22 protein-coding genes are annotated in these 23,409 nt (G+C 57.0%); 12 read left to right on the top strand and 10 right to left on the bottom strand.

The window, feature by feature from the left end:
• Positions 1-123: 123 nt before the first annotated feature.
• From JHL21_RS07810 to JHL21_RS07785, 6 genes are all read left to right on the top strand, one after another.
• Entirely contained in the window at positions 124-1,278 is a 1,155-nt protein-coding gene (locus tag JHL21_RS07810; RefSeq protein WP_199531369.1) for a Gfo/Idh/MocA family protein, read from the top strand.
• A gap of 12 nt (positions 1,279-1,290) precedes the next feature.
• Positions 1,291-2,178 (top strand): carbohydrate ABC transporter permease, encoded by an 888-nt coding sequence (locus JHL21_RS07805; protein ID WP_169194570.1) that lies wholly within the window; start codon positions 1,291-1,293, stop codon positions 2,176-2,178.
• Between the two features lie 89 nt (positions 2,179-2,267).
• A complete protein-coding gene (locus JHL21_RS07800; RefSeq protein WP_182395917.1) occupies positions 2,268-3,110 on the top strand; it encodes a carbohydrate ABC transporter permease in 843 nt (280 codons plus the stop codon).
• A 37-nt stretch (positions 3,111-3,147) separates the two neighbouring features.
• Complete coding sequence (locus tag JHL21_RS07795) at positions 3,148-4,368, top strand: ABC transporter substrate-binding protein (protein ID WP_169194571.1); 1,221 nt, start codon at positions 3,148-3,150, stop codon at positions 4,366-4,368.
• A gap of 81 nt (positions 4,369-4,449) precedes the next feature.
• A complete protein-coding gene (locus JHL21_RS07790) occupies positions 4,450-5,526 on the top strand; it encodes an ABC transporter ATP-binding protein (RefSeq protein ID WP_199531370.1) in 1,077 nt (358 codons plus the stop codon).
• A 28-nt stretch (positions 5,527-5,554) separates the two neighbouring features.
• Entirely contained in the window at positions 5,555-6,421 is an 867-nt protein-coding gene (locus JHL21_RS07785) for a MurR/RpiR family transcriptional regulator (RefSeq protein ID WP_200212851.1), read from the top strand.
• A gap of 593 nt (positions 6,422-7,014) precedes the next feature.
• Here JHL21_RS07785 and JHL21_RS07780 read toward each other — a convergent pair.
• Positions 7,015-8,472: a M81 family metallopeptidase gene (locus tag JHL21_RS07780; protein ID WP_200212849.1), complete on the bottom strand. Its 1,458-nt coding sequence runs from the start codon at positions 8,470-8,472 to the stop codon at positions 7,015-7,017.
• A 179-nt stretch (positions 8,473-8,651) separates the two neighbouring features.
• Here JHL21_RS07780 and JHL21_RS07775 point away from each other — a divergent pair, with 179 nt between their 5' ends.
• Positions 8,652-9,035: a RidA family protein gene (locus JHL21_RS07775; protein WP_169194575.1), complete on the top strand. Its 384-nt coding sequence runs from the start codon at positions 8,652-8,654 to the stop codon at positions 9,033-9,035.
• 20 nt (positions 9,036-9,055) lie between these two features.
• Positions 9,056-9,832 carry an SDR family NAD(P)-dependent oxidoreductase gene (locus JHL21_RS07770; protein ID WP_169194576.1) on the top strand — a complete coding sequence of 259 codons (777 nt, stop codon included), beginning with the start codon at positions 9,056-9,058 and terminating at the stop codon, positions 9,830-9,832.
• A gap of 3 nt (positions 9,833-9,835) precedes the next feature.
• On the opposite strand, the gene JHL21_RS07765 is transcribed toward JHL21_RS07770, so the two are convergent.
• The gene (locus JHL21_RS07765; RefSeq protein ID WP_367948168.1) at positions 9,836-10,885 is read right to left on the bottom strand and encodes an alanine racemase; all 1,050 of its coding nucleotides are present in this window, start codon (positions 10,883-10,885) and stop codon (positions 9,836-9,838) included.
• Positions 10,886-11,233: 348 nt separating this feature from the next.
• On the opposite strand from JHL21_RS07765, the gene JHL21_RS07760 reads away from it, so the two are divergent.
• Positions 11,234-11,983, top strand: a complete 750-nt coding sequence (locus JHL21_RS07760) for an SDR family oxidoreductase (RefSeq protein WP_200212847.1) — start codon at positions 11,234-11,236, stop codon at positions 11,981-11,983.
• 92 nt (positions 11,984-12,075) lie between these two features.
• Here the strand turns inward: JHL21_RS07760 and JHL21_RS07755 are convergent, their stop codons facing one another.
• The 8 genes from JHL21_RS07755 to murQ all read right to left on the bottom strand — a co-directional run bounded on the left by JHL21_RS07755 (position 12,076) and on the right by murQ (position 19,879).
• Positions 12,076-12,981, bottom strand: a complete 906-nt coding sequence (locus JHL21_RS07755) for an ABC transporter ATP-binding protein (protein WP_200212845.1) — start codon at positions 12,979-12,981, stop codon at positions 12,076-12,078.
• Positions 12,978-13,796 carry an ABC transporter ATP-binding protein gene (locus tag JHL21_RS07750; RefSeq protein ID WP_200212843.1) on the bottom strand — a complete coding sequence of 273 codons (819 nt, stop codon included), beginning with the start codon at positions 13,794-13,796 and terminating at the stop codon, positions 12,978-12,980. Before JHL21_RS07750 ends, JHL21_RS07755 begins: the two co-directional genes overlap by 4 nt.
• On the bottom strand, positions 13,793-14,680 hold the full coding sequence (locus JHL21_RS07745; RefSeq protein ID WP_200212841.1) for an ABC transporter permease: 888 nt from the start codon (positions 14,678-14,680) through the stop codon (positions 13,793-13,795). Before JHL21_RS07745 ends, JHL21_RS07750 begins: the two co-directional genes overlap by 4 nt.
• Positions 14,681-14,683: 3 nt before the next feature.
• Positions 14,684-15,661, bottom strand: a complete 978-nt coding sequence (locus tag JHL21_RS07740; protein ID WP_169194581.1) for an ABC transporter permease — start codon at positions 15,659-15,661, stop codon at positions 14,684-14,686.
• Between the two features lie 83 nt (positions 15,662-15,744).
• A complete protein-coding gene (locus JHL21_RS07735; protein WP_200212839.1) occupies positions 15,745-17,403 on the bottom strand; it encodes an ABC transporter substrate-binding protein in 1,659 nt (552 codons plus the stop codon).
• Between the two features lie 28 nt (positions 17,404-17,431).
• A complete protein-coding gene (locus JHL21_RS07730) occupies positions 17,432-18,457 on the bottom strand; it encodes a glycoside hydrolase family 3 protein (protein ID WP_200212837.1) in 1,026 nt (341 codons plus the stop codon).
• Positions 18,458-18,462: 5 nt separating this feature from the next.
• Positions 18,463-18,951 carry a GNAT family N-acetyltransferase gene (locus JHL21_RS07725; protein ID WP_200212835.1) on the bottom strand — a complete coding sequence of 163 codons (489 nt, stop codon included), beginning with the start codon at positions 18,949-18,951 and terminating at the stop codon, positions 18,463-18,465.
• A gap of 1 nt (position 18,952) precedes the next feature.
• The gene (gene murQ, locus JHL21_RS07720; protein WP_169194585.1) at positions 18,953-19,879 is read right to left on the bottom strand and encodes an N-acetylmuramic acid 6-phosphate etherase; all 927 of its coding nucleotides are present in this window, start codon (positions 19,877-19,879) and stop codon (positions 18,953-18,955) included.
• A 110-nt stretch (positions 19,880-19,989) separates the two neighbouring features.
• Between murQ and JHL21_RS07715 the strand changes: the two genes are divergently transcribed.
• From JHL21_RS07715 to JHL21_RS07705, 3 genes are all read left to right on the top strand, one after another.
• The gene (locus tag JHL21_RS07715; protein ID WP_200212833.1) at positions 19,990-20,838 is read left to right on the top strand and encodes a MurR/RpiR family transcriptional regulator; all 849 of its coding nucleotides are present in this window, start codon (positions 19,990-19,992) and stop codon (positions 20,836-20,838) included.
• Between the two features lie 143 nt (positions 20,839-20,981).
• Positions 20,982-22,043, top strand: a complete 1,062-nt coding sequence (locus tag JHL21_RS07710) for a sn-glycerol-3-phosphate ABC transporter ATP-binding protein UgpC (RefSeq protein ID WP_200212832.1) — start codon at positions 20,982-20,984, stop codon at positions 22,041-22,043.
• Between the two features lie 49 nt (positions 22,044-22,092).
• Complete coding sequence (locus JHL21_RS07705) at positions 22,093-23,334, top strand: extracellular solute-binding protein (RefSeq protein ID WP_200212831.1); 1,242 nt, start codon at positions 22,093-22,095, stop codon at positions 23,332-23,334.
• The last annotated feature ends 75 nt before the right edge of the window (positions 23,335-23,409 follow it).

Genomic DNA, 23,409 nt, shown 5'->3' with positions numbered 1-23,409 from the left:
TATTTTCAACCGTAAACCCAGTTGACAATCCTTACCCTCGCTGACTAGTCTTGAAAATCGTTTACACAAATCTGGTGGGCTGAGGGGCTGACCGGAGAACGATCAGGGTAGGGAATTCAAAGTATGCGCGTAGGTATCGTCGGCCTCGGTTATCGGCTGGGTTATCTCTCCAGAGTATTCACTCTGGCTTCGTCCGAATTTGAGATCGTCGGATATGTGGACCCTGCTCCTGCGGGCCTTCCCTATACACAAGAACATGGCGTCAACGTCGGCCAGGCCTACGACAGCATCGAAGACCTGATCGATCAGGGCAATCTGGACCTGCTGATGATTGGTTCGCCCAATCACACCCATCTCGACTACATCCGCATCGGTCTCGAACGCGGAATGAAAATTTTCTCTGAAAAGCCAGTGGTGACCTCGGTCGAAGACACGATGGCGCTGGCTGAGCTGATTGCTCAGTACGGCTCAGACAATGTCATGGTTGGTCTGGTGCTGCGTTATGCGCCCCTTTATGTCGACCTCCGCCGCGCGCAGGCCGAAGGCCAGCTGGGCAATATTGCGTCCATCGAAGCGTCCGAACATATTCCGCCCTATCACGGTGGCTTCTTCATGCGCGATTGGCGCCGTCACGGCAAATATGCTGGCGGCTTCATGCTCGAAAAATGCTGCCATGACATTGATCTGTATAATGGCGTCATGGGGTGCCGTGCGCGCTACGTCTCCAGCTTTGGCGGCCGTCGCAGCTTCACCCCGGAAAACGCACCGCAAAACGCTGGTATCAACGATCTTGAGGTCTATTACCGCAAGCCTTCCGGCTGGGAAGCTGGCGACAGTGTTTTCGATAGTGATGGTGATCTCATCGACTATCAGGCCGCTATTGTTCAATACGAAAATGGCGCAGCCCTGAGCTTCCACACCAACCTCAACGTACCCCATGACTTCCGTCATTTCGCCGTCATTGGCGCCAAGGGCATGGCTGAAGGTGATTTCGTCCGCAACTACTTCCAGGTCACCGATGCGCGCACCTCTGAGCGCCTCATCGACAAGGAATACATCGTCTCTGACCTCTCCTCGCACTACGGTGCCGATGAGCAGATGGCAGTAGACATTCTCAAGCATTGCTTGGAAGGCGCGCCGCTCCCGGTTTCGGTGACTGACGCTCTTGAAGCAGGCTTGGTCGCTTTGTGCATGGACGAAGCGATGAATACTAAAACCGTGGTCGATATGGCCCCGATCTGGCGTCGTTTCGACGCCGCTCTCGGCAACGACGCGTAAGGAGAACGCCATATGACCAGTACCCGTAGCGCAACCCTCTTCGCTCTGGCACTGCTGGCCCCGGCGTTGATCTACATTTTAACGATCGTGGCCTACCCGCTGGTAGACACGATTGTCCTTTCCTTCACGAACGCATCGTTGAAGGCGAGTTATGATTGGGTCGGCTGGGCCAACTACCAGCGCATCTTTGGTGCGGGCAATTTCACTGAAGTCATCATCCGTACCTTCATCTGGACCTTCTTCTCGGTGTCCATCAAGATGATCGTCGGCATGTTTGGCGCGGTACTTTTGAACGCCGCCATCCCGGGCCAGACCTTATTCCGTATCCTGACCATGCCGCCTTGGGTTGTGCCCATGTCGATCGGCATCTTTATGTGGGGTTGGATGTATAACGGCCAGTTCGGCATGATCTCCGGTCTGCTGCAGAACTTCGGCCTGACCAATGGTCCGATTGCCTTCCTCGCTTATGGCGACACAGCATTCTGGGCAACAATCGTCACCGACGTTTGGATCGGTGTACCGATGGTCACCATCTATTTCCTCGCGGCAATGCAGTCGATCCCGAAGGACCTCTATGAGGCTGCCTGGACCGACGGGGCAGGGCGCTTCTATCGCTTCCGCCGCATCACCGTTCCAATGATGATCCCTGCGATCATCACCATGAGCTTGCTGTCGCTGATCGCAACCTTCAATTCGTTCGACATCATCTGGATCTTGACGCAGGGCGGTCCGTCTAACTCGACGACCACGATGATCATCGACACCTACAAGACTGCAATTGGTAGCCGCAAATACGGCGAAGGCGCAGCGCGTGCTGTGGTGATCTCTATCTTCGTGATTGCCTTCTGCCTCGTCTACTTCCGTGCCGTCCGTAAGCTCCAGCAGGGAGAAGCCAAATGAGTGACGTCGCTCGCACCACCGAAGTCGCGGCTGTCGACAGCCCTGCAACCGTCAAGCCGAAGCGCGTAAAAGTTCGCGCTTCCAAGCCGATGATCGACCGCTACAAATGGTACGAAATCGCGTCGCTCTACGCTGGTATTGCTGTGTTCTTGTTCTTCGTCCTGGCGCCCTTCATTGAAGGGTTCTTGGTCTCGCTCAAGCCACTCTCGCAGCTGTTCTCGACGCCTTATAGCTTCATCCCGAAGAACGGCTCGTTCGACGCCTACTTCACCATGTGGAAGTCTGTGCCGGCCCTAGGCATGCACATCTTCAACTCCTTCTTTATCTCCACAGTCGTCACCATTGTGGTGATCGCGGTGGTGGTGCCTGCGGCCTATGCCTTTGCCCGCTTCCCGTTCACCGGGTCGGCAATGCTCTTGGGTGCGTTCTTGGCCGTGAACATGTTCTCGGGTGCAGTTCTACTCATCCCGCTGTTCCGTCTGATGCGCGGTCTGGGCCTTCTGAACACTTACTGGGCGATGATTGTGCCGGGTGCGGCCTTCCTCATCCCGTCCTCCATCTGGCTGCTGCGCACCTATATGATGCGCATTCCCAAGGAGCTGGACGAAGCCGCATGGGTTGATGGTGCGAGCCGTCTCTACACTCTGCGTCGCGTCATCCTGCCATTGGCTATGCCGGGCATTGTTGTGGTCGCCATCATGACCTTCATCGGTGCCTATGCGCAGCAGTTCATTTTCGCGCTGACCTTCAACTCCAAGACCGAATTCATGCCGCTGCCGGTTGGCCTCTTCGCCTTCTTCGGCAAGCAGGAAGTCATCTGGAACGAGTTGATGGCTGCGTCCTTCATCGGAATTCTGCCGGTCATGATCGTCATCGTGTTCCTGCAGCGATATCTCGTCGCCGGCCTCACAGCTGGTGCCGTGAAACAGTAACTATGGGCGAAGGGGCCCATTTTTAAGGGAGACTAATATGCTGAAGACATCTGGTTTGCTTGCTGCATCCCTGCTGGCTGTGGCCGTTGCCACACCCGCTGCCTATGCGCAGGACAAAGAAATCACTTTCATCAACTGCGGTGACGAACTCACTGAAGGCTATGCTGAAAGCTTCGCTGAGTGGGAAGCTGCCAACCCAGGCTTCAAGATCGTTCCGGAAATCGTTGGCTGGGGCCAGTGCCAGGACAAGGTAACCACGCTCGCTGCTGCTGGTACCCCAGTTGCTATGGCTTACGTCGGTTCGCGCGCTCTCAAGCAGTTTGCTGACAACGACCTCATCGTCGAAGTCCCAATGACTGAAGAAGAAAAGGCGTCATACTACAACTACGTACCGGACACCGTAACCTTCGACGGCACCCAGTGGGGCGTTCCAGTCGCGTTCTCGACCAAAGCTTTCTACTGGAACAAGGACCTGTTCACCGCAGCTGGCCTCGATCCAGAAACCCCACCGAAGACTTGGGAAGAAAAGATCGCTTTCGCTAAGCAGATCACCGAAAAGACCGACGCTGCTGGCTATGGTCTGGTCGCCAAGACCTTCGACAACACCATGCACCAGTTCCTCCACTGGGTTTACACCAACAATGGTTCGGTGATCGATGCTGAAGGCAACATCACCCTGAACTCGCCACAGGTTCTGGCCGCTCTCGAAGCGATCAAGGCAATCGTTCCTTACTCGGAAGAAGGCCCAACCGCTTACGAACAGAATGAAGTTCGCGCGATCTGGCTCGATGGTGGCGTTGCCATGATCGAAGCGTCCCCAGGTGCTGCAAACCTGGCGACTGAAGCTGGCATGAACTGGGGTGTTGCTGACCTTCCACGTGGTCCAGACGCTCAGGGTCCAGGCACGCTCCTGATCACCGACGCTCTCGCAATCTTCAAGGGCACCGGTGTTGAAGAACAGGCTATCAGCCTTGCCAAGTTCCTCACCGACGGTGAACGCCAGTTCGCAGCTGAAATGGCTCAGGGTCTGACCCCACTGCGTCCACTCCAGCCACAGACCGACGAAATGGTTGCTGCCAAGCCATACTGGAAGCCATTCCTCGACGGTATCGAGTTTGGTGGTCCAGAGCCTCTGTTTGCTGACTACATCGGCCTGCAGAACGTCATGATCGAATTGGTTCAGTCGGTTGTCACCGGCGCTGCTGAGCCAGCTGCGGCCCTCGAAAAGGCTGCCGGCGAACTCGAGCAGTACAAGTAAGGTCTGTCCGACCTAGTCGCCGCCCTGCCAACCGGGGCGGCGGCACCCAAGAGAGAATAATGCCGTCGGGAGCCGACAACCATGTCGCAGTTGAGCCTCAAAAACCTCGAAAAGTCCTTTAATGAAGCACGCATCATTAAAGGCATTGATCTGGACGTCGCCGAAGGCGAATTCGTGGTCTTCGTCGGCCCATCTGGTTGCGGCAAGTCCACGCTCCTCCGCATGATTGCGGGCCTAGAGGACGTCACCTCGGGCTCCATCGAAATTGGCGGTAAGCCCGTCAACGATCTTCCCCCGGTTCAGCGTGGCATTGCCATGGTGTTCCAGTCCTATGCGCTCTACCCGCATATGTCGGTGTATGAAAACATCGCCTTCCCGCTGCGCGTTGAAAAACTGCCGCAGGCCGAAGTCGACAAGCGCATCGCCGCCGCCGCCAAGGTGCTCCAGCTGGAAAGCCGTTTGCAGCACCGTCCGGGCCAGTTGTCTGGTGGTCAGCGCCAGCGCGTTGCGATCGGTCGCGCGATCGTCCGCCAGCCTAAGATTTTCCTCTTCGACGAACCGCTCTCCAACCTTGACGCAGCGCTTCGTTCGGAAATGCGTATCGAGCTTATGGAGCTGCACAAGCGCCTCGGCTCGACCATGATCTACGTGACCCACGATCAGGTTGAAGCCATGACCATGGCCGACAAGATCGTCGTCCTCGATCACGGCAATATTGCTCAGGTCGGCTCCCCGCTCGAGCTGTACCACAAGCCTGACAATCTCTTCGTGGCTGGCTTCATTGGCTCGCCCAAGATGAACTTCATCACCGGCAAGGTAACTTCGGCTGATGGCACGACCGCTCAGGTCGACCTAGGTGCTCTGGGCACCATCGGTCTGCCGCGCACCAGCACCGCGATTGTTGGCCAGCAGGTGACCTTGGGCATTCGTCCTGAACACCTCAAGCTCAATGGCGGCGATTTCAAAATCGAAGTCACCCCGAGCATTGTCGAACAGCTTGGCATTCACTCGATTACCTATTCGACCCTGCCTGCTGGTGAAAACTTCATCGGCCTCTTCGAAGGCAATCCGAACCTGGCCGATGGGCAGAAGGTTACACAGGGCTTCGATTTGGCACAGGTTCACCTGTTCGACGCCAACGGTCTGGCTGTGTACTAAGCCGCTACGACATTAGCGGGGTAAGTTCATGCTGGACCTAGTGGGAATGCTACAGACCGAGAAGGATAGCTTCACACGCTCAGAGCGCGTGTTGACAGATATCGTTCTTGCAGACGTCGATGGCGCTCTCAAAATGTCCATCGTGGACTTGGCCGCCCAAGCTGACGTGTCGCCGCCAACGGTGACACGTTTCTGCCGCCGCCTCGGCTGCGACAGCTACGCAGATTTTAAAGTCCGTCTGGCACAGTCCCGCTTCGTCGGTCAGCGCTATTTTGCACCCTCGTCTGGTCCGTCCAGCGTGCGCGAAATCGCCCAAGGCGTCATCAACGGCATTCAATCGACGGTGTACGACACCTTCGAGACTTGCGATTTCGATGCCATCGATAGCGCGGCCGAAGCCATCGTGCGGGCCAGTTTCGTCATGACCTTTGGCTCTGGCGGCGCGTCCTCCATGCTGGCCACGGAAACCGAAGCCCGCTTCTTCCGGCTGGGTCTTAAGGTGGCATCCTCGGTTGACCATCAAATGCAGATGATGCGGGCTGCCTCCGCTCCAGCGGAAAGCGTGGTCGTCGCCTTTTCGCTCTCGGGCAATAACATGCCGCTCGTCAATGCGATCTCGGTGGCCAAGGAATACGGCGCCACCTGCGTAGTGCTCACCCGTGCCAATTCCCCCATGGCCGCGCAGGCGGACATTTTCGTGCCTGTGACCTGGCGTGAAAATCAAGACATTCTCCGGCCCACGCCGAGCCGCTACTCTTTCCTAGCCGTGCTCGACATTCTCTCCCAGACGGTCGCCGCCCGCCTCGGCCCGCAAGCCGTCGTCAGCATGCGCCGCATCAAGCACCAGCTTGTCATCCACCGCGACGGCGACGACGCCCAGCCACTGGGCGACTAAAGCTCCTTACCCGTCTCTTTCGCACCTCTCCCTTTCTTACCTCTCCCTCTGGGGGAGAGGTCGGCCGCAGGCCGGGTGAGGGGGCCTTCAGCCCCTACACAAATCCTCGTACCCTCCACTCCGTCATCACCCGACTTGCTCGGGTGATCCAGACCGTGACCGCGACGAACCAGAACGCCCACCAAGCCAGCCAATGACGGCGCCACGCGAGCACACCTCTCACCTCTCCCTCGGGGGAGAGGTCGGCCGCAGGCCGGGTGAGGGGGCCTTCAGCCCCTACAGAATTCCCCATACCCCTCCACCCCGTCATCACCCGACTTGATCGGGTGATCCAGACCGTGACCGCGACGAACCAGATCGTCCGCCAAGCCAGCCCATGCCGGCGCCACGCGAGCACACCTCTTCACCTCTCCCTCTGGGGGAGAGGTCGGCCCAGAGGGCCGGGTGAGGGGGCCTCCTTTCACCCGAGCCCTAGTCGCCCTTCACCTCTCCCTTCGGGGATGAGGGGCCCTTCCCACCCCCAAGAACTCCCCCATGCCAACACAAAAAAAGCGGGGCCAAAACCCCGCTTCTCAATTCAATAAAACTGCTGCTTACGCCCAAGGATTGGCGACCATTGGCCAAATATCCTTACGTGCCTTGCGGTAGTTGGTTTCAGCCGGCTTGTTCGGATAGGGTTTCCCTGCCGAGCAATAAATGATCTGCGACGCTATTCTGGAAAAGCTGTCGTAGAAATGGTTGGTCGACTTGATCAGCAGATATTTCTGCTTGGTTGGGTCAATTCCCATCACCGAATAAAGGCTTGGGTCAAAGCTCTGCGCGCGGGTCGAGTTGAGGATCACATCGATCCCGTCGAAGTGGATCCAAACGCTATCGCCAAACGGCGCAAAACTATCGCCAAACTTCATCTCGGCATTGCGCACGAGCTTCTTCACGGTCACCGTGCGGTCAATAGGACTGCCCGTAAACGGCGCCGATTTTGCCCCAAAGCGCAGGGGGATTTCTGCCCCTTCGCCCGCTGCAAAACAAATCTGCACCGCAATCGGGTCCCAGATCGTGCCCACAGCAAGGCCAGTTGCGCCCTGCGCCATGAACTCTTCCAAGAGCACGGTGGCATCGCCCGAAGTGCCGCCGCCCGGATTGTCCCATACGTCGGCGATCACCACTGGAAACTGCGTTGCAGCAAGCGCCTGCGCCACGGCAGTCTTTTCGTCCACCTGGCTGACCATGAAGGTGCCGCGCAGATCGAACAGTTCGCGGCCGACCTTTTCGGTCAGTTCCGCGCCGAGGGCGGGATTATTGTCAGTGATGGCGACAACCTTGGTGCCCATTTCAGGCACGTCGCCTGCCATGAAGCCATGTACGACCGAGAGCGAGAGCAGACCCGGAATGGTCTTTTCCATCTCCATCATGCGGTCAACAATGCCGCGCATCGGCTGCTTTGAGGTTGGGAACACATCGATCATGCGGCAATCGAAAATGCTCATATGGGGCGTGACTTCGCCCTTGAGCGCCTTCACCGCGATGTCCCAAAGGTCTCGCGCGCGATCGACGAAATCGGTGTGCGGGAATTCTTTGAAGTAGACGAAGAAATTGGCCTGCACTGCACGCTTGGCGGTGAGGTGGCTATGCGGATCAAGCTCTGCGCAGATCAACACATCTGGCCCAACGATTTCGCGCACACGGAAGAGGAAATCGCCTTCCGGGTCGTCATAGCCCTGCGCCACCATCGCGCCGTGGAGGCCCAGCACCAGCCCGTCCAGCGGCAGGGCAGCTTTGATCTGCTCCAGAATTTCGTCGCGCAGTTCTTCGTAGGTGGCGCGGGCCACCATGCCAGCTGGGTCTGCCCAACTGGCCGAGCCCTCAATCAGCGTCCAGCCTTCGCGCGCGCACACTTCACGGCCAACAGTGATCGGTGCGCTGCATAGTGTAGGCGTCGCCGGGTGCTCACCCGGTTTTGCATAAAGTGATGCTTCGAAAGCGCGCTTATCGACGGCGATGGGAGAAAAAGTGTTTGTTTCGGTCGCTAGGGCCGCAGTGAAGAGGCGCAATTTTCTATCCAAACTTTGGTCGCGCTGAGGTCTTCAAACGCTACACCATGTTTTTGCGCTGATCACGTAAGAAATTTACATTCTGAGTTCGATTTTATCGCCGCAGATGCGAAATTGCCGTTATGCTGCCTTCAATAACGAAATTCCGTTACATAAAATCCGTGTTTTGGAGGTGCAGAATGCCGATCAAGCGTTATGGAGCCGAGAAAGCAGGCGCTGGTGGCCAAAACTTGCCATTTGCCCGCGCTGTTGAAGCCAATGGCTTCCTCTTTGTCTCTGGCCAAGTGTCGATGAAAGATGGCGAAATTGTTGGGCATGGGATTGTCGAACAGACCCATCTGACCATCAAGAACCTCATCGCGATCCTCGAAGAAGCTGGCTACGGGCTTGAGCATGTCGTCAAGTGTGGCGTCTGGCTCGATGATCCGCGCGACTTCTGGAGCTTTAACGCGGTTTACAAGAGCTATTTTGGCGAACACCCACCAGCCCGCTCCGCCGTTCAGAGCCACATGATGGTCGACTGCAAGGTCGAAATCGACTGCATCGCCTATAAAGGCCCATAAGTTAAACCGAGACGTCTCCCATGTCCCAATCGCCGTTTCGCCTTGATGGCAAAACCGTTCTGATTTCTGGCGCTGGCGGCGGCATTGGCCGCACGCTGGTGCAGGTTTTTGCCGATGCTGGTGCAAAGGTCATCGGTGCCGACCGCACCGCCGCAGATCTAGAGGGCCTGCCAATTGCAGGTTCGGTCCTGTTCGATCAGGCCGATGCCAAAGCCACGCGCGCCGCCATCTCCGCCTATCTGGAAGCCAACGGCCCACTCGATGGTGTGGTCGCCAATGCCGGCTTCACCCGCGCTGAACACTTTGGTCATCTCAATGATGATGTTTGGGCCAGCGAAATGGCGATCAATCTCAATGGCGCTTATGCGCTGGTGGATCCGATCACTGAAGCCATGGCCTCGGCGAACAAGGGCAGCATTGTCTTTGTCACCTCAGTCAATGCGCTAGGCCATTACGGCAACCCGGCTTACTCGGCGGCCAAGGCAGGCCTTGTCGCCTATGCCAAGGGCATTGCTGTTGAATATGGCGAGAAGAATGTGCGCGCCAATACCGTGGCGCCCGGTTCGGTTCGCACCCCGGCCTGGGATCATCGCCTCGCGGCCGATGGTACGCTTCTGGACAATGTGTTGCCGCACTATCCTTTGGGCCGCATGGTCAGTCCAACAGAAGTGGCCAATGCCGCGCTGTTCTTGATTTCGGATGCTGCGTCGGGCGTGACCGGCGTCACCATTCCTGTCGACGCCGGTCTAACCGCAGGCAATCTGCGCTTTGTGGATGAGGTCCTGCGCGGTCGCTGACGCTTAGCGCGTCAGGCCTCGTGCATCCACCTTCCACTCACCAATCACTTGGCCGCCTTGCACAATCGTGAGGCGGTCATGCAGGTTCACGACCGGACAGACGTGGTTCGGTACAATTTCCAGAACTTCCCCAACCACAGGTTTTGTCGCGCAAGCTGAAACGTCGAGCATGCCGTGCTCTTCGCTGATGCGCTCAATAATGGCGTCCGGATATCCAAGCACTAGGCCATGGCCCTTGGCACTGCCACCCGCCATGTCGCTGGTGAACGTCTTGCTGCCAGCGTCGATAATGGCGCGGTCTTCTGTCGGACGACTGACGACCGTTGCGTAAAGATGCAAGGCGGTCTCTTCGAGCTTTGCCGCACCCGCTTCCATCATCATCCGGTCATTGAAAATATACGTGCCGACGCGCAGCTCCGTCACGCCCGCACTCTTGTGCGTCTGGAACGCGCTCGGTGTGCCGCCGCTTGAGACCGTGCGGATTTCAAGTCCCTTATCCGCAAACTGCTTTTTAGCCTCGGCCACGAAAGGCGCGGTCTGCTCCGTGGTCGGGTAGGTCATGAGACCTTCGAGAACAAGGTTCTTCTCCGCCGCAACCGCGACCGCCAAAGCCGTGGCCTGTTCTACGGTCTGCACGCCCGTGCGCTTCATGCCGCTATCGAACTCAACGAGAATCTTGATCGGCTTTCCCGCAACCTCGGCAGCAGCAGCGGCGGTCTGAATGCCTTCGACACTATCGACAGCGACGGTCATATCCGCGCGCTTTGCCAGTTCAGCGAGGCGTGCTGCTTTAAAAGACCCGATCTGCGGATAAGAGATCAGAATATCTGTGATCCCCGCATCCGCCATCACTTCGGCTTCCTGCAATTTTTGGCAGGTGATCCCCACCGCCCCGAGCTCCAACTGGCGTTTCGCCAGCTGCACGATCTTATGCGTTTTAATATGCGGCCGCAGTTTCAATCCATGTGCATCGGCATAGGCCTGCATCTTAGTCAGATTGGCATCAACGCGGTCGAGATCGACAACAGGGGTCGGCGTTTCAATAGTGAGCACGAGACACTCTCAGCCTGAAATTTGGGTTGGCTAAAACTAACCTGCCTTGGGTGAGCCGTCAGCCTCAAACAACACAATCGTGACAGTTGTGCTGATTTTCATTCCGTCGTGCATTCTTGAAAATCACCCCTCATTTTCGACGTTCAGCGCCCATCAATTTCACAGTTCCTGCGGTGCAATGTGAATACGATGCGTGGGCCCCGAAAATGCACCAAAGTGCCAAGTGAAGGCCCTGCCACAGGCCCATAAATGCCAGCCAAAAGCCACTCAAACGCCATAGGGTAACAAGACTAGAGACACAAAAGCGGAACCATGGAATATGGCTATAAGTCAAAACGGGAGGGCGTCATGACCAAGGTTGCAATCGTCACTGGTGGAGGAACGGGGATCGGCAAGGCAATCGTTAAGTCCTTGCTTAGAGATGGTTTTTCCGTCGCCCTCTTCGGTCGTCGCCTGGCCGTCCTAGAAGATTCCGCGCACGAACTCGACCCGAGTGGCCAGCAGACTCTCACCGTACCAGTCGACATCGGCGACCGTGACGCCGTCGAAGCAGCCTTCCAAACCGTCATCACCCATTGGGGCCGGCTTGATCTTCTGGTCAACAACGCCGGCATGGGCGCGCCACCTATCCCATTGGAAGATTTGACAAAAGAACAGTGGCACAATGTCGTGTCTGCTAACCTAGACGGGGCATTTTTTTGCACCCAGTTCGCCTTTAAGCAGTTCAAAGCGCAGTCCCCACAGGGCGGCCGGATCATCAACAATGGCTCCATCTCAGCCACAACGCCCCGCCCGAACTCCTCGCCCTATACCGCTACAAAACATGCGATTTCCGGCCTGACCAAGGCTTCCTCGCTAGACGGTCGCGCCTTCAACATTGCGGTTGGCCAGATCGATATCGGCAACGCCCAAACGGACATGACCAAAGCAATGACCACCGGCATTTTGCAGCCGAATGGCCAGACCATGGTTGAGCCAACAATGGACGTCGAACACGTCGCTAAGGCCGTGAGCTACATGGCAAATTTGCCCCTAGACGCAAATGTACTCACCATGACCGTAATGGCCACTACAATGCCATTCGTAGGGCGTGGCTGAGGGCTGTAACTTTGACCGATCCGTATTTTTTGTTGACGGCGATCCTCGCCGAAAGGGCAACGCGCGAGGCTTCCCCCGCGCGTTCCTAAATTTTATTCGGCCATTGGGCGGATGAAGTGGTTCTCGGCAATCTGGTGAATATTAGATTGGGGCATGGCAGAGCGACGGCGAATGTCTTCGATCTGCTCTAGCTCACCCGGTTGCGCCGCATCGAAGCGTCGATCCGGATCCGGCACCGCCGCCAACAAGAGGCGGGTATAGGGGTGCTGCGGATTGGTCAGCACGCTGTCCGTTGCGCCCCATTCGACGATCTGCCCCGCATACATCACCATGATGTCCTCGGCCACGAAACGGGCCGTGGCGATGTCGTGGGTGATATAGAGAAGAGCGAGATTGTCGTTCTTTTTCATATCGTTAAGCAAGTTTAGCACGCCAAGGCGCACTGACACGTCGAGCATAGACGTTGGCTCATCCGCGACGATGACCTTGGGGTTCACTGCCAAAGCGCGGGCAATCGAAATACGCTGACGCTGACCACCCGATAGCTCGTGCGGATATTTCTTCATCACCAGCGCCGGGTCGAGGCGGACGCGATGCAGAAGCTCTTCCACCTTCTCTTGGCGCTGCGCCTTGTTGAGCTGCTTCTGATGCAGTTTGAGCGGGCGCTCGAGATGGTAGAAAATTGTATGCGTTGGGTTCAGCGACGAGAAGGGGTCCTGAAACACCATCTGCACCGACGCACGATAGTCCTTGAGAGCCTTAGCATTGGCCTTGCCGAGCGGCTGGCCATTGAACATCAGCTGCCCATCGTCAGGCGTATATTCACGCATGATCAGGCGCGCCGCCGTGGTCTTGCCCGAGCCGCTTTCGCCCACGAGAGCGAGGGTGCGACCGGCATGGAGGCCAAAGCTGACCGAGCGCGCGGCATAGACCGGATTGGTGGCCCGACCAAAAACCTTGGAGACGTTGTCGAGTGCGAGAACTGGGGTCTGGCTCATGCCGATGCCTCCGGGCGGATTTGCTCGCCATGGAGCTTGGGCATCGAGGCCCAGAGTTTCTTGGTGTAGTCGTGCTGGGGCGAATTATAGATCGTCTGGCTGTCGTTGCATTCGACCATCTCGCCGTTGAGCATAATGCCAATGCGATCGCTGACCTGCACCATCAGACCCAGGTCATGGGTAATGAACAACACCGAAAAGCCTAGGCGCGTCCGAAGCACGTCGATGCGCTGGAGGATTTCGCGCTGCACTACCACGTCGAGCGCTGTGGTTGGCTCATCCATGATCAGCAGCTTTGGATTGAGCGACAAGCAGATAGCAATAACAATACGTTGGCGCATGCCGCCCGAACATTGGTGCGGGTAAGCGTCGAGGCGATCCGGCGAAATGTCGACCAGCTTGAGCAGTTCTGCTGCCCGCTCACGGGCTTCGGCGCGGGTAACCTTGGTGTGAGTTTTCAGCACATCGTAGAACTGGTCTGCGATGGTCAAAACCGGATTGAGCGAGTTCATCGCGCTCTGGAACACCATGGCCACTTCGCGCCAACGGAAGCTTTTCAGCTCCTTGTCGTTGAGCTGCAGCACATCGCGGCCGCCAACGATAATCTCACTGCCCTTACGGATCAGGGCCGGGGGGCGATGCAGGCGGCTAATTGCAAAAGCGATCGTGCTCTTGCCGCAGCCGGACTCTCCAGCGAGGCCAAAAAACTCGCCCGATGCGATGTCGAAGCTGACGTCTTTAACGGCGCTGAAATTCTTGTCCGCGCCGATATAGTCGATGTTGAGGTTACGAACTGAGAGAACGGGATCGGTCATAGCTTGCCCTCTCCAAGACGGACCATTCTGGTCCAGCGTGTCAGCATGCCACCGGTGCGCAGACGCGGATTGGCGATTTCGTCGATGGCAAAGTTGATGAGCGCGAGGCTGAGGCCCAGAAGTGCCAGCGCAAAGCACGGCGAGAGCAGATCCCACCATGCGCCAACCGAGAGCGCCGAAGCGTTCTGCGCGTTGAACAGCATAATGCCCCAGGAGACGGTGTTTGGATCGCCAAGGCCGAGGAATTCAAGCGTGGCTTCGGTGATGACGGCGTAAATGACCGAGCCGATGAAATTGATGCCGACGATGGAAATCAGGTTCGGGAAAATCTCGAGCGCCATGATGCGCCATGCCGGTTCACCGAGCATTTCGGCGGATTTGACATAGTCGCGCTGGCGAATGGAAAGGGTTTCCGAACGGGTGACCCGCACGCCCCAGGCCCATGAGGTAAACCCCAAAATAAGGGCGATTACCAAGGGGCTAGCCTGACCAATGAATGCGGCCAGAACCAGCAACAACGGCAGGTTGGGAACAACGAGGACCATGTTGGTGAAGAAGTTGATCACTTCATCGACCACACCGCCCTTATAGCCCGCAATAATGCCCAGCACGGTGCCAATCACGGTGATGAGCAGACCTGCGCCAAAGCCCACGGCGAGAGAAACGCGGGCGCCATAGATCAGGCGGGTGAACACGTCATGCCCAAGGCGGGTTGTTCCCAACCAGTGGTCCGCAGAAGGCGGCTGGTGCGGACGGCCAACGCGCTGGGTTGGGCTGTATTCCGTCAGGAACGGCGCGAAGATCGCGACGAGGATGATAAGGAACAACAGCGAAAGCCCAATCACGGCTTTCTTGTTATGTTTGAGTTGGTTGAGCAGGTCCATGACTTACGCCTTCTTCAAGCGCGGATCGAGCAGGACATAGCTCAGATCGACGACAAAATTGGAGACCAGCATTGCGGCGGTCATGATCAGCAACTGCCCTTGGATGACGGGATAGTCGCGAGCCAGAATGGCTTGGTAGAGCGTGTTGCCGAGGCCAGGGTAGTTGAACACCACTTCCACCACCAGCGCGCCACCGAGGACTGTGCCCAATGCAATGGCAAGGCTCGACACGGTCGGCAGGAGCGCGTTACGCGCCGCGTACCAGATCATGACGCGATTGTCGGAGAGGCCCTTGGCGCGACCCATGACGATGTAGTCTTCGCCCAACAGGTTGATCATATTGTTGCGCATGGTCACGGCAAAGCCGCCGGTCATGACGAACAGCATGGTCAGCAGCGGCAGTGTGCCGTGGCGAATGACGCTCCAGATGTACTCTCCGCTAAAGGCAGGATCGAGCATCGGATCGGCCGCATAGCCATTGGGGAACCATTTTAGCGTGTAGCCAAAGATGAACAGCATCACCAGCGACACCACAACGGCCGGAACCGAGCTGGCGAAAATCGCCAGCAGGGACACAAAGGAGTCGAATATCGTGCCACGACGCCAAGCGGCCATAACACCGAGCAAGGTACCCAAGACGAAGGACAGAACGGTGGCGAGGCCCATTAGCCCAAGCGTCCACACCAGAGCGCGCATCAGCAGCTCGGTCACGGGCAGAGGGAAAAACTTGATCGAGCGGCCGAGATCGCCGGTAAACACGCTCTTGAGATAGGCCAGATATTGCTCGCCAATCGGCGCATCGATGAAGCCAAATGTCAGCTTCAGAGCGTTCAGATTTTCCAGGCTGAGTTCAGAACCCGCGCTCGCAAACATGATCTGGATAGGGTCGCCGGGCATAAGGCGCGGCAGGAAGAAATTGATTGTCGCAGCAACGATAAAGGCGGCGAAATAGAATGCGAGGCGCCGAAGCAGGAAGGCCATCAGCTGTCATCCCTTCTGTGTCCCGCGAGTTCCGCCGCGGGGATCGGGAGAGCGTTGTTCAACGCCCTCCCTTTTAGTGGTGATTACTGAGCGACCGGGTCGAGGTCGAGCAGCTGCAGAACACGCGCCGGGTTAGCGTTCGAGACAACAGGCGAGTACTTCGGATTTTCGGCATCAGCCCAACCCGTGAAGCGCTTAGTGTTGTACTCGTAGAACGATGGGCTGTTGTAGAGCGGCACGATTGGCAGGGCTTCAGCAATGATCAGCTGAATCTTGTCCATCGCAGTCTTACGAATAGCCGGGTCCTTGCTCTGCTTGTATTCAGACAGGAGCTTGGAAACCTCTTCGCTCGACCAGTGTGGTGCAGTGAAGCGCGACTTGCCGAAATCATCCGGGTTGTAGGAACGGATGTACGGGAAGTACGGATCGGCAGCCGATGCCAGTGCGTTGAGCGTCATCGAGTATTCACCCGAGATCAGCGCAGCAGTCCACACGGCGGCTTCTGGCGTGCTCATCTTCACGTTGAGGCCAGCCTGCTGCATGGTTTCCATGGAGATCTGAACCGCGTCGATCCAGTCGGTCCAACCGTTTGGCACCATGAAGTCGATTTCGAGCTTGGAGCCATCCGGATTGTCACGGAAGCCATCATTGTCGGCGTCAACATAACCAGCTTCGTCCAGAAGAGCGACGCCAGCGTCATAGTTGAATTCGCCGTATTGGCCGAACTGTGCCTTCACTTCCGGATTGCCGAAGGACGCATAGAGTTCGCCTAGGCCCGATGGATCGCCATTGACCAGCGGATAGCCATAGCCAGCGATGTCGACGATGGTCTGACGGTCAATGATCATGCTCAGCGCACGACGGAAGTTGACGTCGGTGTAAGCCTTACGAGCGTTCTCGTCTGGCGAAACCTGGCTCATCTGCAGCGAGACGAGGCTCGATGGGGTGAACCAATATTTGTGGTGCTCCGGGTCCTTGGCAACAAAGGTGTTGTCGATGTCCGGGATGAAGCTGGTTGCCCAGTCGAGCGAGCCTTCAGCGAGAGCCGCGAGAACCTGCGGGTTGTCGGCCAGCTGCGGCATGCGCAGGCAGTCAACGGCAAGGTTGTCATTGTCCCAATAGTGCGGGTTACGGCACTGTTCGTAGACGTTCGGGGTGAAACGGGTGATTTCGGTCATTGGACCGGAAGCCACAGGGGTTTCATTGGCGAAGGTCACCGGATCTTCAATCGACGCCCAGATGTGCTCGGGCACGATCGGCATGTCGACGATGGTGTTAGCGATCAGCGAGTTGGCTTCCTTGAGGTTGAAGCGAACGGTGCGATCATCGACCTTTTCAACCGAGTTCAGCTGCTGGGTGACCGAGATGAAATCGAGAGCCGGGAACTTGGCGATATAGTCATAGGTGAAGATGATGTCGTCAGCAGTGAGGGCTTCACCGTCCGACCACTTGAGGCCTTCACGCAGGGTGAAGGTGATCGACATCAGATCGTCAGCCAGCTCAAAGCTTTCGGCAAGACGGAAGTGCGGCTCGTTGCCGTTAAGGCGATTAAACACCACCAACGGCTCATACATGAAGTGGAGCGTGGTGAAGCGGGCAGATGTCTGACCGAATGGATTGAAGTTGCGAACAAAGGTTGTCGTCTGTTCCGACGAGATGGTCAGCACGTTCTGCGCAAAAGCAGGCGCAGCCATGGTCAACACTGCTGCGGACGTTGCCGCGAGAAGCATGAGCTTCTTCATTTTCAGTCTCCTTGTTTGGCGGCTCGCTTTAGGCGATGCCACTCTCCCTGAAAATTTCTTCAACCTCGGCATGGAGCGCTTGTACGTCCACGCGAGTAGTCCCCAGTCTGGCTTCGGCGCGAGCAATGCGCTTCAGACTTACCTCGCTCAACGGACGAGCAGCTTTGCATGCAGCTTCGCTTTGAGAAAGGTCGCCCTGACTGTGAAGGGCGATATCGTAACCGGCATCGAGCGCGGCAGTGACGCGACTGTCCCATGTGCCTGAGAGGGCGTCCATGGTGAGGCAGTCGGTGATCAGAACGCCGTCATAGCCGAGAGTATTGCGGATGAGATCACAGACGTTCGGGGAGATTGACGCCGGCAGGTCTGGGTCAATCTTGGTGAAAATCAGATGCGCGACCATGGCCCAAGGCGTGTCCTTGAGGCGCATAAAGGGCAGGAAGTCTGTAGTCATGAGATCGGCCACATCGGCATGCACCTCGGGCAGGTCGTGGTGCGGGTCGACCTCAACTCGGCCATAGCCGGGGACATGTTTCATGATCGGCATGGAGCCAGTCTCGAGCAGCGCATCGATGGCGACACGCCCGAGTGCGGCGACCATTTCCTGATCGGAGCTGAACGTGCGCGAAGAAATGATGGCGTGCGTTCCGGCGCGGGCGAGGTCGACCACGGGGGCCGTTCCGGAGCCGATATGCATTTCGCTCATCATCGAGCCCATAGCTAGATGGGATTGACGCAGCGCATGCTTGGCTAGGTCCAAATCTATTTTTGCCAATTGGCCGAAGTGACCTAGCGGACGGAATAGGGGCCAGTTGCCATTGTCGAGGCGCTGCACGCGCCCGCCCTCCTGATCAATATAGACCGGAGCATTGTCGCGCCCAACAGCTTCGCGAAACTGGGCGACGAGGCGGCGAACCTGGTCATTGTTCTGTACATTGCGCTTGAACAGAAACAGGCCAAACGGATTGGCATCTTTGAAGAACGCGACCTCATTTTCCGACAACTCAGGGCTGGGCATGCCAACGAAAAGTGCGAGTGGAGTTGAGGTCGACATAGATACTAGTCCTCGACGAGCGGCTTCTTAATCCGAAGCAGCCCTTGGTAAATGTCTTCGCTGTCAGAGGGGATGGGTAGGGCGCCTACCGCATTTTTATAGAAATCGATCGGTCCTGCCGAGCCAATCACCGCATAGGCGTAGCCTTGGGCTTTCATGGCGACGAGTGTGCGATGGAATAGCGCGAGGCCAATGCCTTTGCCGCGCTGACTTTCGTCAACGCCGGTTGGCCCAAAAAAGCCCTTGGCGGTCGCATCGTAGCAGGCAAAGCCGACGAGCTTGCCGTCTACAATCGCTACGAGACACCCTGGCGGCTGATGTGCCATGGCGACGGTGAGTTCACTGACCCAATATTCAGAAAAATGCTCACGCACCCAATTCTGAATAATATGCATTTCCGGGGGCAGGGCGACCCGAATGGTCGCCTCCACACCTGTAGTGCGCTCGCCAAGCTCTTCTAGTTTGCGACTATAGAGGTTGACCAGAAGGTCCATTTCAGTCCGCCTTGTTCTCGCTGACAGCGCGACGAAGGAAGCCATCTGCACTTGTCAGAGCAGTTGTCGCCGCATCCTTATCGAGGCCAGTAAGGGCCATGAGAATAGCGAGCTTAACGTTATTGCCTGAACGGTCGAGATAAATTTCAGCTTCGGCAGTATCGAGGCCGGTCACTTCGCCGATGATACGCACCGCACGGGCAGCCAGCTTTTCATTGCTCACTGACACGTCGACCATGAGGTTTTCATAGGACTTGCCGATACGGATCATGCTGGCGGTTGTCAGCATGTTGAGCACGAGCTTCTGCGCGGTGCCTGACTTGAGACGGGTCGAGCCGGTCAATGATTCTGGGCCAACCAGCGGCGAGATCGCGATGTCAGCCATGTTGGCGATTGGCGAATTCGGATTGCAGGTGAGCGAAACGGTAACGGCACCGAGCGACTTGGCATAATCCAGCGCGCCGATGACATAAGGGGTACGGCCGCTGACGGCGATGCCGACGACAACATCATTGGCAGTGGCGTTCACACGAACGAGATCGCGCTGACCTTCGCTGCGATCGTCTTCCGCGCCTTCGATGGGATAACGCAGGGCAGTGTCACCACCCGCGATAATGCCAACCACCATAGTGTCCGGCACGCCGAAGGTTGGTGGACATTCAGAGGCGTCGAGAACACCAAGACGGCCCGAAGTACCTGCGCCCATATAGATCAGGCGCCCGCCCTTGCGGAACGCATCAACAATGCGATCAACGGCTTGGGCGATCTGTGGGAGTTCGTGTCGTACAGCTTCCGCAACCTTTGCGTCCTGCGCGTTCATCGCGGCAAGAATCTGCTCGGTCGACATCAAGTCGATCTGCATGGTTTCCGGATTGCGAGCTTCCGACACGAGGTGCTCAAGTTCTGCAATTAGGGTGCTTTTGGACATCGTGCCTTCACTCATGGATTGATTTGATGCTAGGAGCGAATATTCCGGCTGTCAATCAAACTTGGAATTATGTATTCCATATGTGGAAACGATGATCGTGGGGAGCGAGCATGTCAGTTCTCAGGTTGTTAAGTGCCCATTTGGACACGTTAACGCAGGCTGATCGGCAGATCGCACAATTCATTATAGACCAGCCTGAACAGATGTTGGCGCTATCCTCTTCAGGCCTGGCGGAGGCAACGGGGCGTAGCCAATCGGCGGTCGTCAAGTTCAGCCAGAAGCTCGGCTATTCCGGTTATCAGCAGCTCAAGTTGGCGGTGAACAAAGCCAAGGCGATGGAATGGCAGGCGCCCGGTGGCGTCATCCACGGTTCGATCGATTCTGCCGATAACTACATGACTATTTTGCAGAAGTTGATCGGTTCTAAGCTTCTGTCTATGCGCGAAACCACAGCCGCAAACTCCGAGCAAACCATTGATCTGGCGCTTGAGGCTTTGCATGGCGCCAACCGCATTCAACTCAGCGGTGTTGGCGCTTCTTCCCTTGTGGCGCGGGACTTTTCTTACAAGCTGATGAAGCTTGGACGTGTCGTTATGCTCGACAACGACACCCATATTCAGCTGGTGAACGCGGCAAATCTCACAAAGGACGATGTCTTTGTGGCCCTATCCCATTCCGGGCGTAGCTTGGAAACCCTGCGCACGGCGGAAGTTGCCAAGAAACGCGGTGCAACGGTCATTTCGGTGACCGGCCTGCAGCCAAACCCACTGATCGATCTGGCCGATATTCACCTCTTTACGGTGGGTGATGAAGAACGCGTGCGCTCGTCAGCAATAACCTCGCGCGACGCCCAATTCATTCTCACAGATATGCTTTTCATCCTGCTGTTACGCCGCCAGCCAGGATCGACCGATTACATCCATGGCAGCGAGTCGGCCGTGACGATCCTTAAAGTCTGAACTGTCGGAATTCGTCGTCTGAGTTGTAATTTTATATTCTTGACACATGTGGGTTTGTGGAATTTACTATTCCAAGATCACATGTCCTAAGTAGGGCGTTGAAAGACCCGGGAAGTCTTTCTGAGGTGTAGGGGAGATTTAACGTGGCTCAACTTTCGCTACGTGGCATCAAGAAAAGCTTCCGAAGCGTTGACGTCTTGCATGGCGTTGATCTTGAGATTGGCGACAAGGAATTCGTCGTCTTTGTCGGTCCCTCGGGCTGCGGCAAGTCAACACTCCTCCGTTTGATCGCTGGTCTTGATCCGCTCACCGGCGGTGACTTTTATCTCAACGGTCAGTTGATGAATGACGTGCCTCCGTCCAAGCGCGGCATCGCCATGGTGTTCCAGTCCTATGCGCTTTACCCGCATATGGATGTTTACGAGAACATGGCCTTCGGCGCGCGCCTCATGGGGCTGAGCAAAGAAGAAGTCGAAAGCCGCATTGCAGAAGCAGCCCGCATGCTGCGCCTCGAGCCGCTGCTGAAGCGCAAGCCGCGCGAACTCTCTGGTGGTCAGCGCCAGCGCGTCGCTATTGGCCGAGCCTTGGTGCGTAAGCCAAGTGTCTTCCTGCTCGATGAGCCACTGTCTAACCTTGACGCTGCACTGCGCTCCGAAGTGCGCCTCGAGATCGCTCGTCTACATCGCCAGATTGGCGGTACGATGATTTACGTGACCCACGATCAGGTTGAAGCGATGACGCTCGCCGATAAAATCGTGGTCATGAATGCCGGTCGTATTGAACAAGTCGGCTCCCCGCGCGAGCTGTATGAAACCCCGGCCAATACGTTCGTCGCGAGTTTTATTGGGTCACCGCGCATGACGCTCGTTGACGTGGTGCGCGCCGGGGATAGGCTTGAGCTCGCCGGGAATGGCGGCTCCGTCTCTGTTGGTGAGCTGCCCGCGGGCGATGAGTTTAAGCTGGGCCTGCGTTCTGACGCTGTTGGTCTCAGCCGCGATATCACAGCTGCGGGCTTTGCCGCGCACGTGGTTTACACCGAATACCTAGGCGACAACGCCTATGTGTATGTCCGCTTAGTCGATGGCACCTTGCTGGCTGCCCGCACCGGGCCGGACGATCTCTATGAGCCCGACACCGCAGTAACCGTGACGGTGCTGCCTGGTAGCGCGCATCTGTTTTCCGCAACGGATGGTCGGCGCATTTAGCTCCGGCCAAGTACCATTTTAGTAGGTCGATTTCATTGGGAGGGAACTCATGAAGACCAATATGCTCCGCATCGGTTCGGCACTTGCCGCCATGCTGATTGCTGCCCCATCTTTCGCTCAGGACCTGACGTTCTGGTCCTGGCGCCAGGAAGACAAGGCCGCTTACGAAGGCTTTATCAAGACCTTCGAAGCCGCCAACCCGGGCATCACCGTTAAGTTCGAAACTTTCGAAGCAACGAACTACAACACCATTCTCGCCACCGCACTGGCTGGCGGCACCGGTCCTGATATTGCTCAGGTTCGTGCCTATGGTGGCCTCGAAAACCTCGCAGTGGGTGGCTATCTTGAGCCGCTGACGGTTGAGAACGTTCCTGCGATTGCCAACTTCAATCCAGCCGCTCTCAAGGCTGAATCGATGCGCGCTGACGACACTCTGTATGCGATCCCATTCGCATCGCAGACCCAGCTCGTCATCTACAACAAGGCGATCTTCGACCAGCACGGCATTGCTGAGCCGACCACTTGGGAAGAGCTGATTGCCGCTTCGCAGAAGCTCAAGGACGCTGGCGTTATTCCATTCGCTAACGGCACCGCAACCGCATGGCAGAACGAAACCGTCACCTTCGGTCTTGGTTCGACCCTCTTCGGTCGCGCTTTCTATGATGAGCTGGTCGCTGGCACCACCGACTTCAACGATCCGCGCTTCACCGGCGCGCTCGGCGATATCGCAGCACTCGCCAAGGACTATTTCCCAGAAGGCTTCATCGGTCTCGACTATCCGTCGATGCAGCAGCTCTTCGCTTCGGGCATGGCGGCAATGTTCGTCGGTGGTTCGTATGAACTCTCGACCTTCAAGACCATGAACCCAGACATCCAGACCGGCATGTTCGCCGCTCCGGGCAAGGCCGCTGACGACGAAAAGCTCGTCGCCATTTACTTCGACGGTGGCTATGCCATCAACGAAGCTGGCAAGAACAAGGAAGCTTCCTTCAAGTTCCTCAACTACCTCGCTTCGACCGAATTCGGTCAGGCTATGGCTGATGAGCTGAAGACCCTTTCGGCTGTTCCAGGCGTGAAGTTCGAAACCGAAGATCTGGCTGAAATCAACGAGCTTAACCAGAACTCGATTCCGTACCTGATGCTGGCGCACTTCCGCTTTGGCGAACCTTCGGGTTCGGTCCTGATCCAGGGCGAAATGCAGAAGCTGTTCTCGGGCGAAACCACTCCGGAAGCTATTGGTGAAGCGCTCACCACCGGTCTGGCTGCCTGGTACGAACCGTTCAAGAAGTAACTCTTGATCCCTCGCACCGAGGCTTAGCCTCGGTGCATCGGCATGCACCTGCCCTTCCTCTCCCGCTGGTCGGGG

Origin of the sequence: Devosia sp. WQ 349K1 (genome assembly GCF_016595685.1) — a bacterium.
In the GTDB taxonomy this organism is placed as follows: domain Bacteria; phylum Pseudomonadota; class Alphaproteobacteria; order Rhizobiales; family Devosiaceae; genus Devosia.
This window is presented reverse-complemented; position numbering and strand designations above follow the sequence as displayed.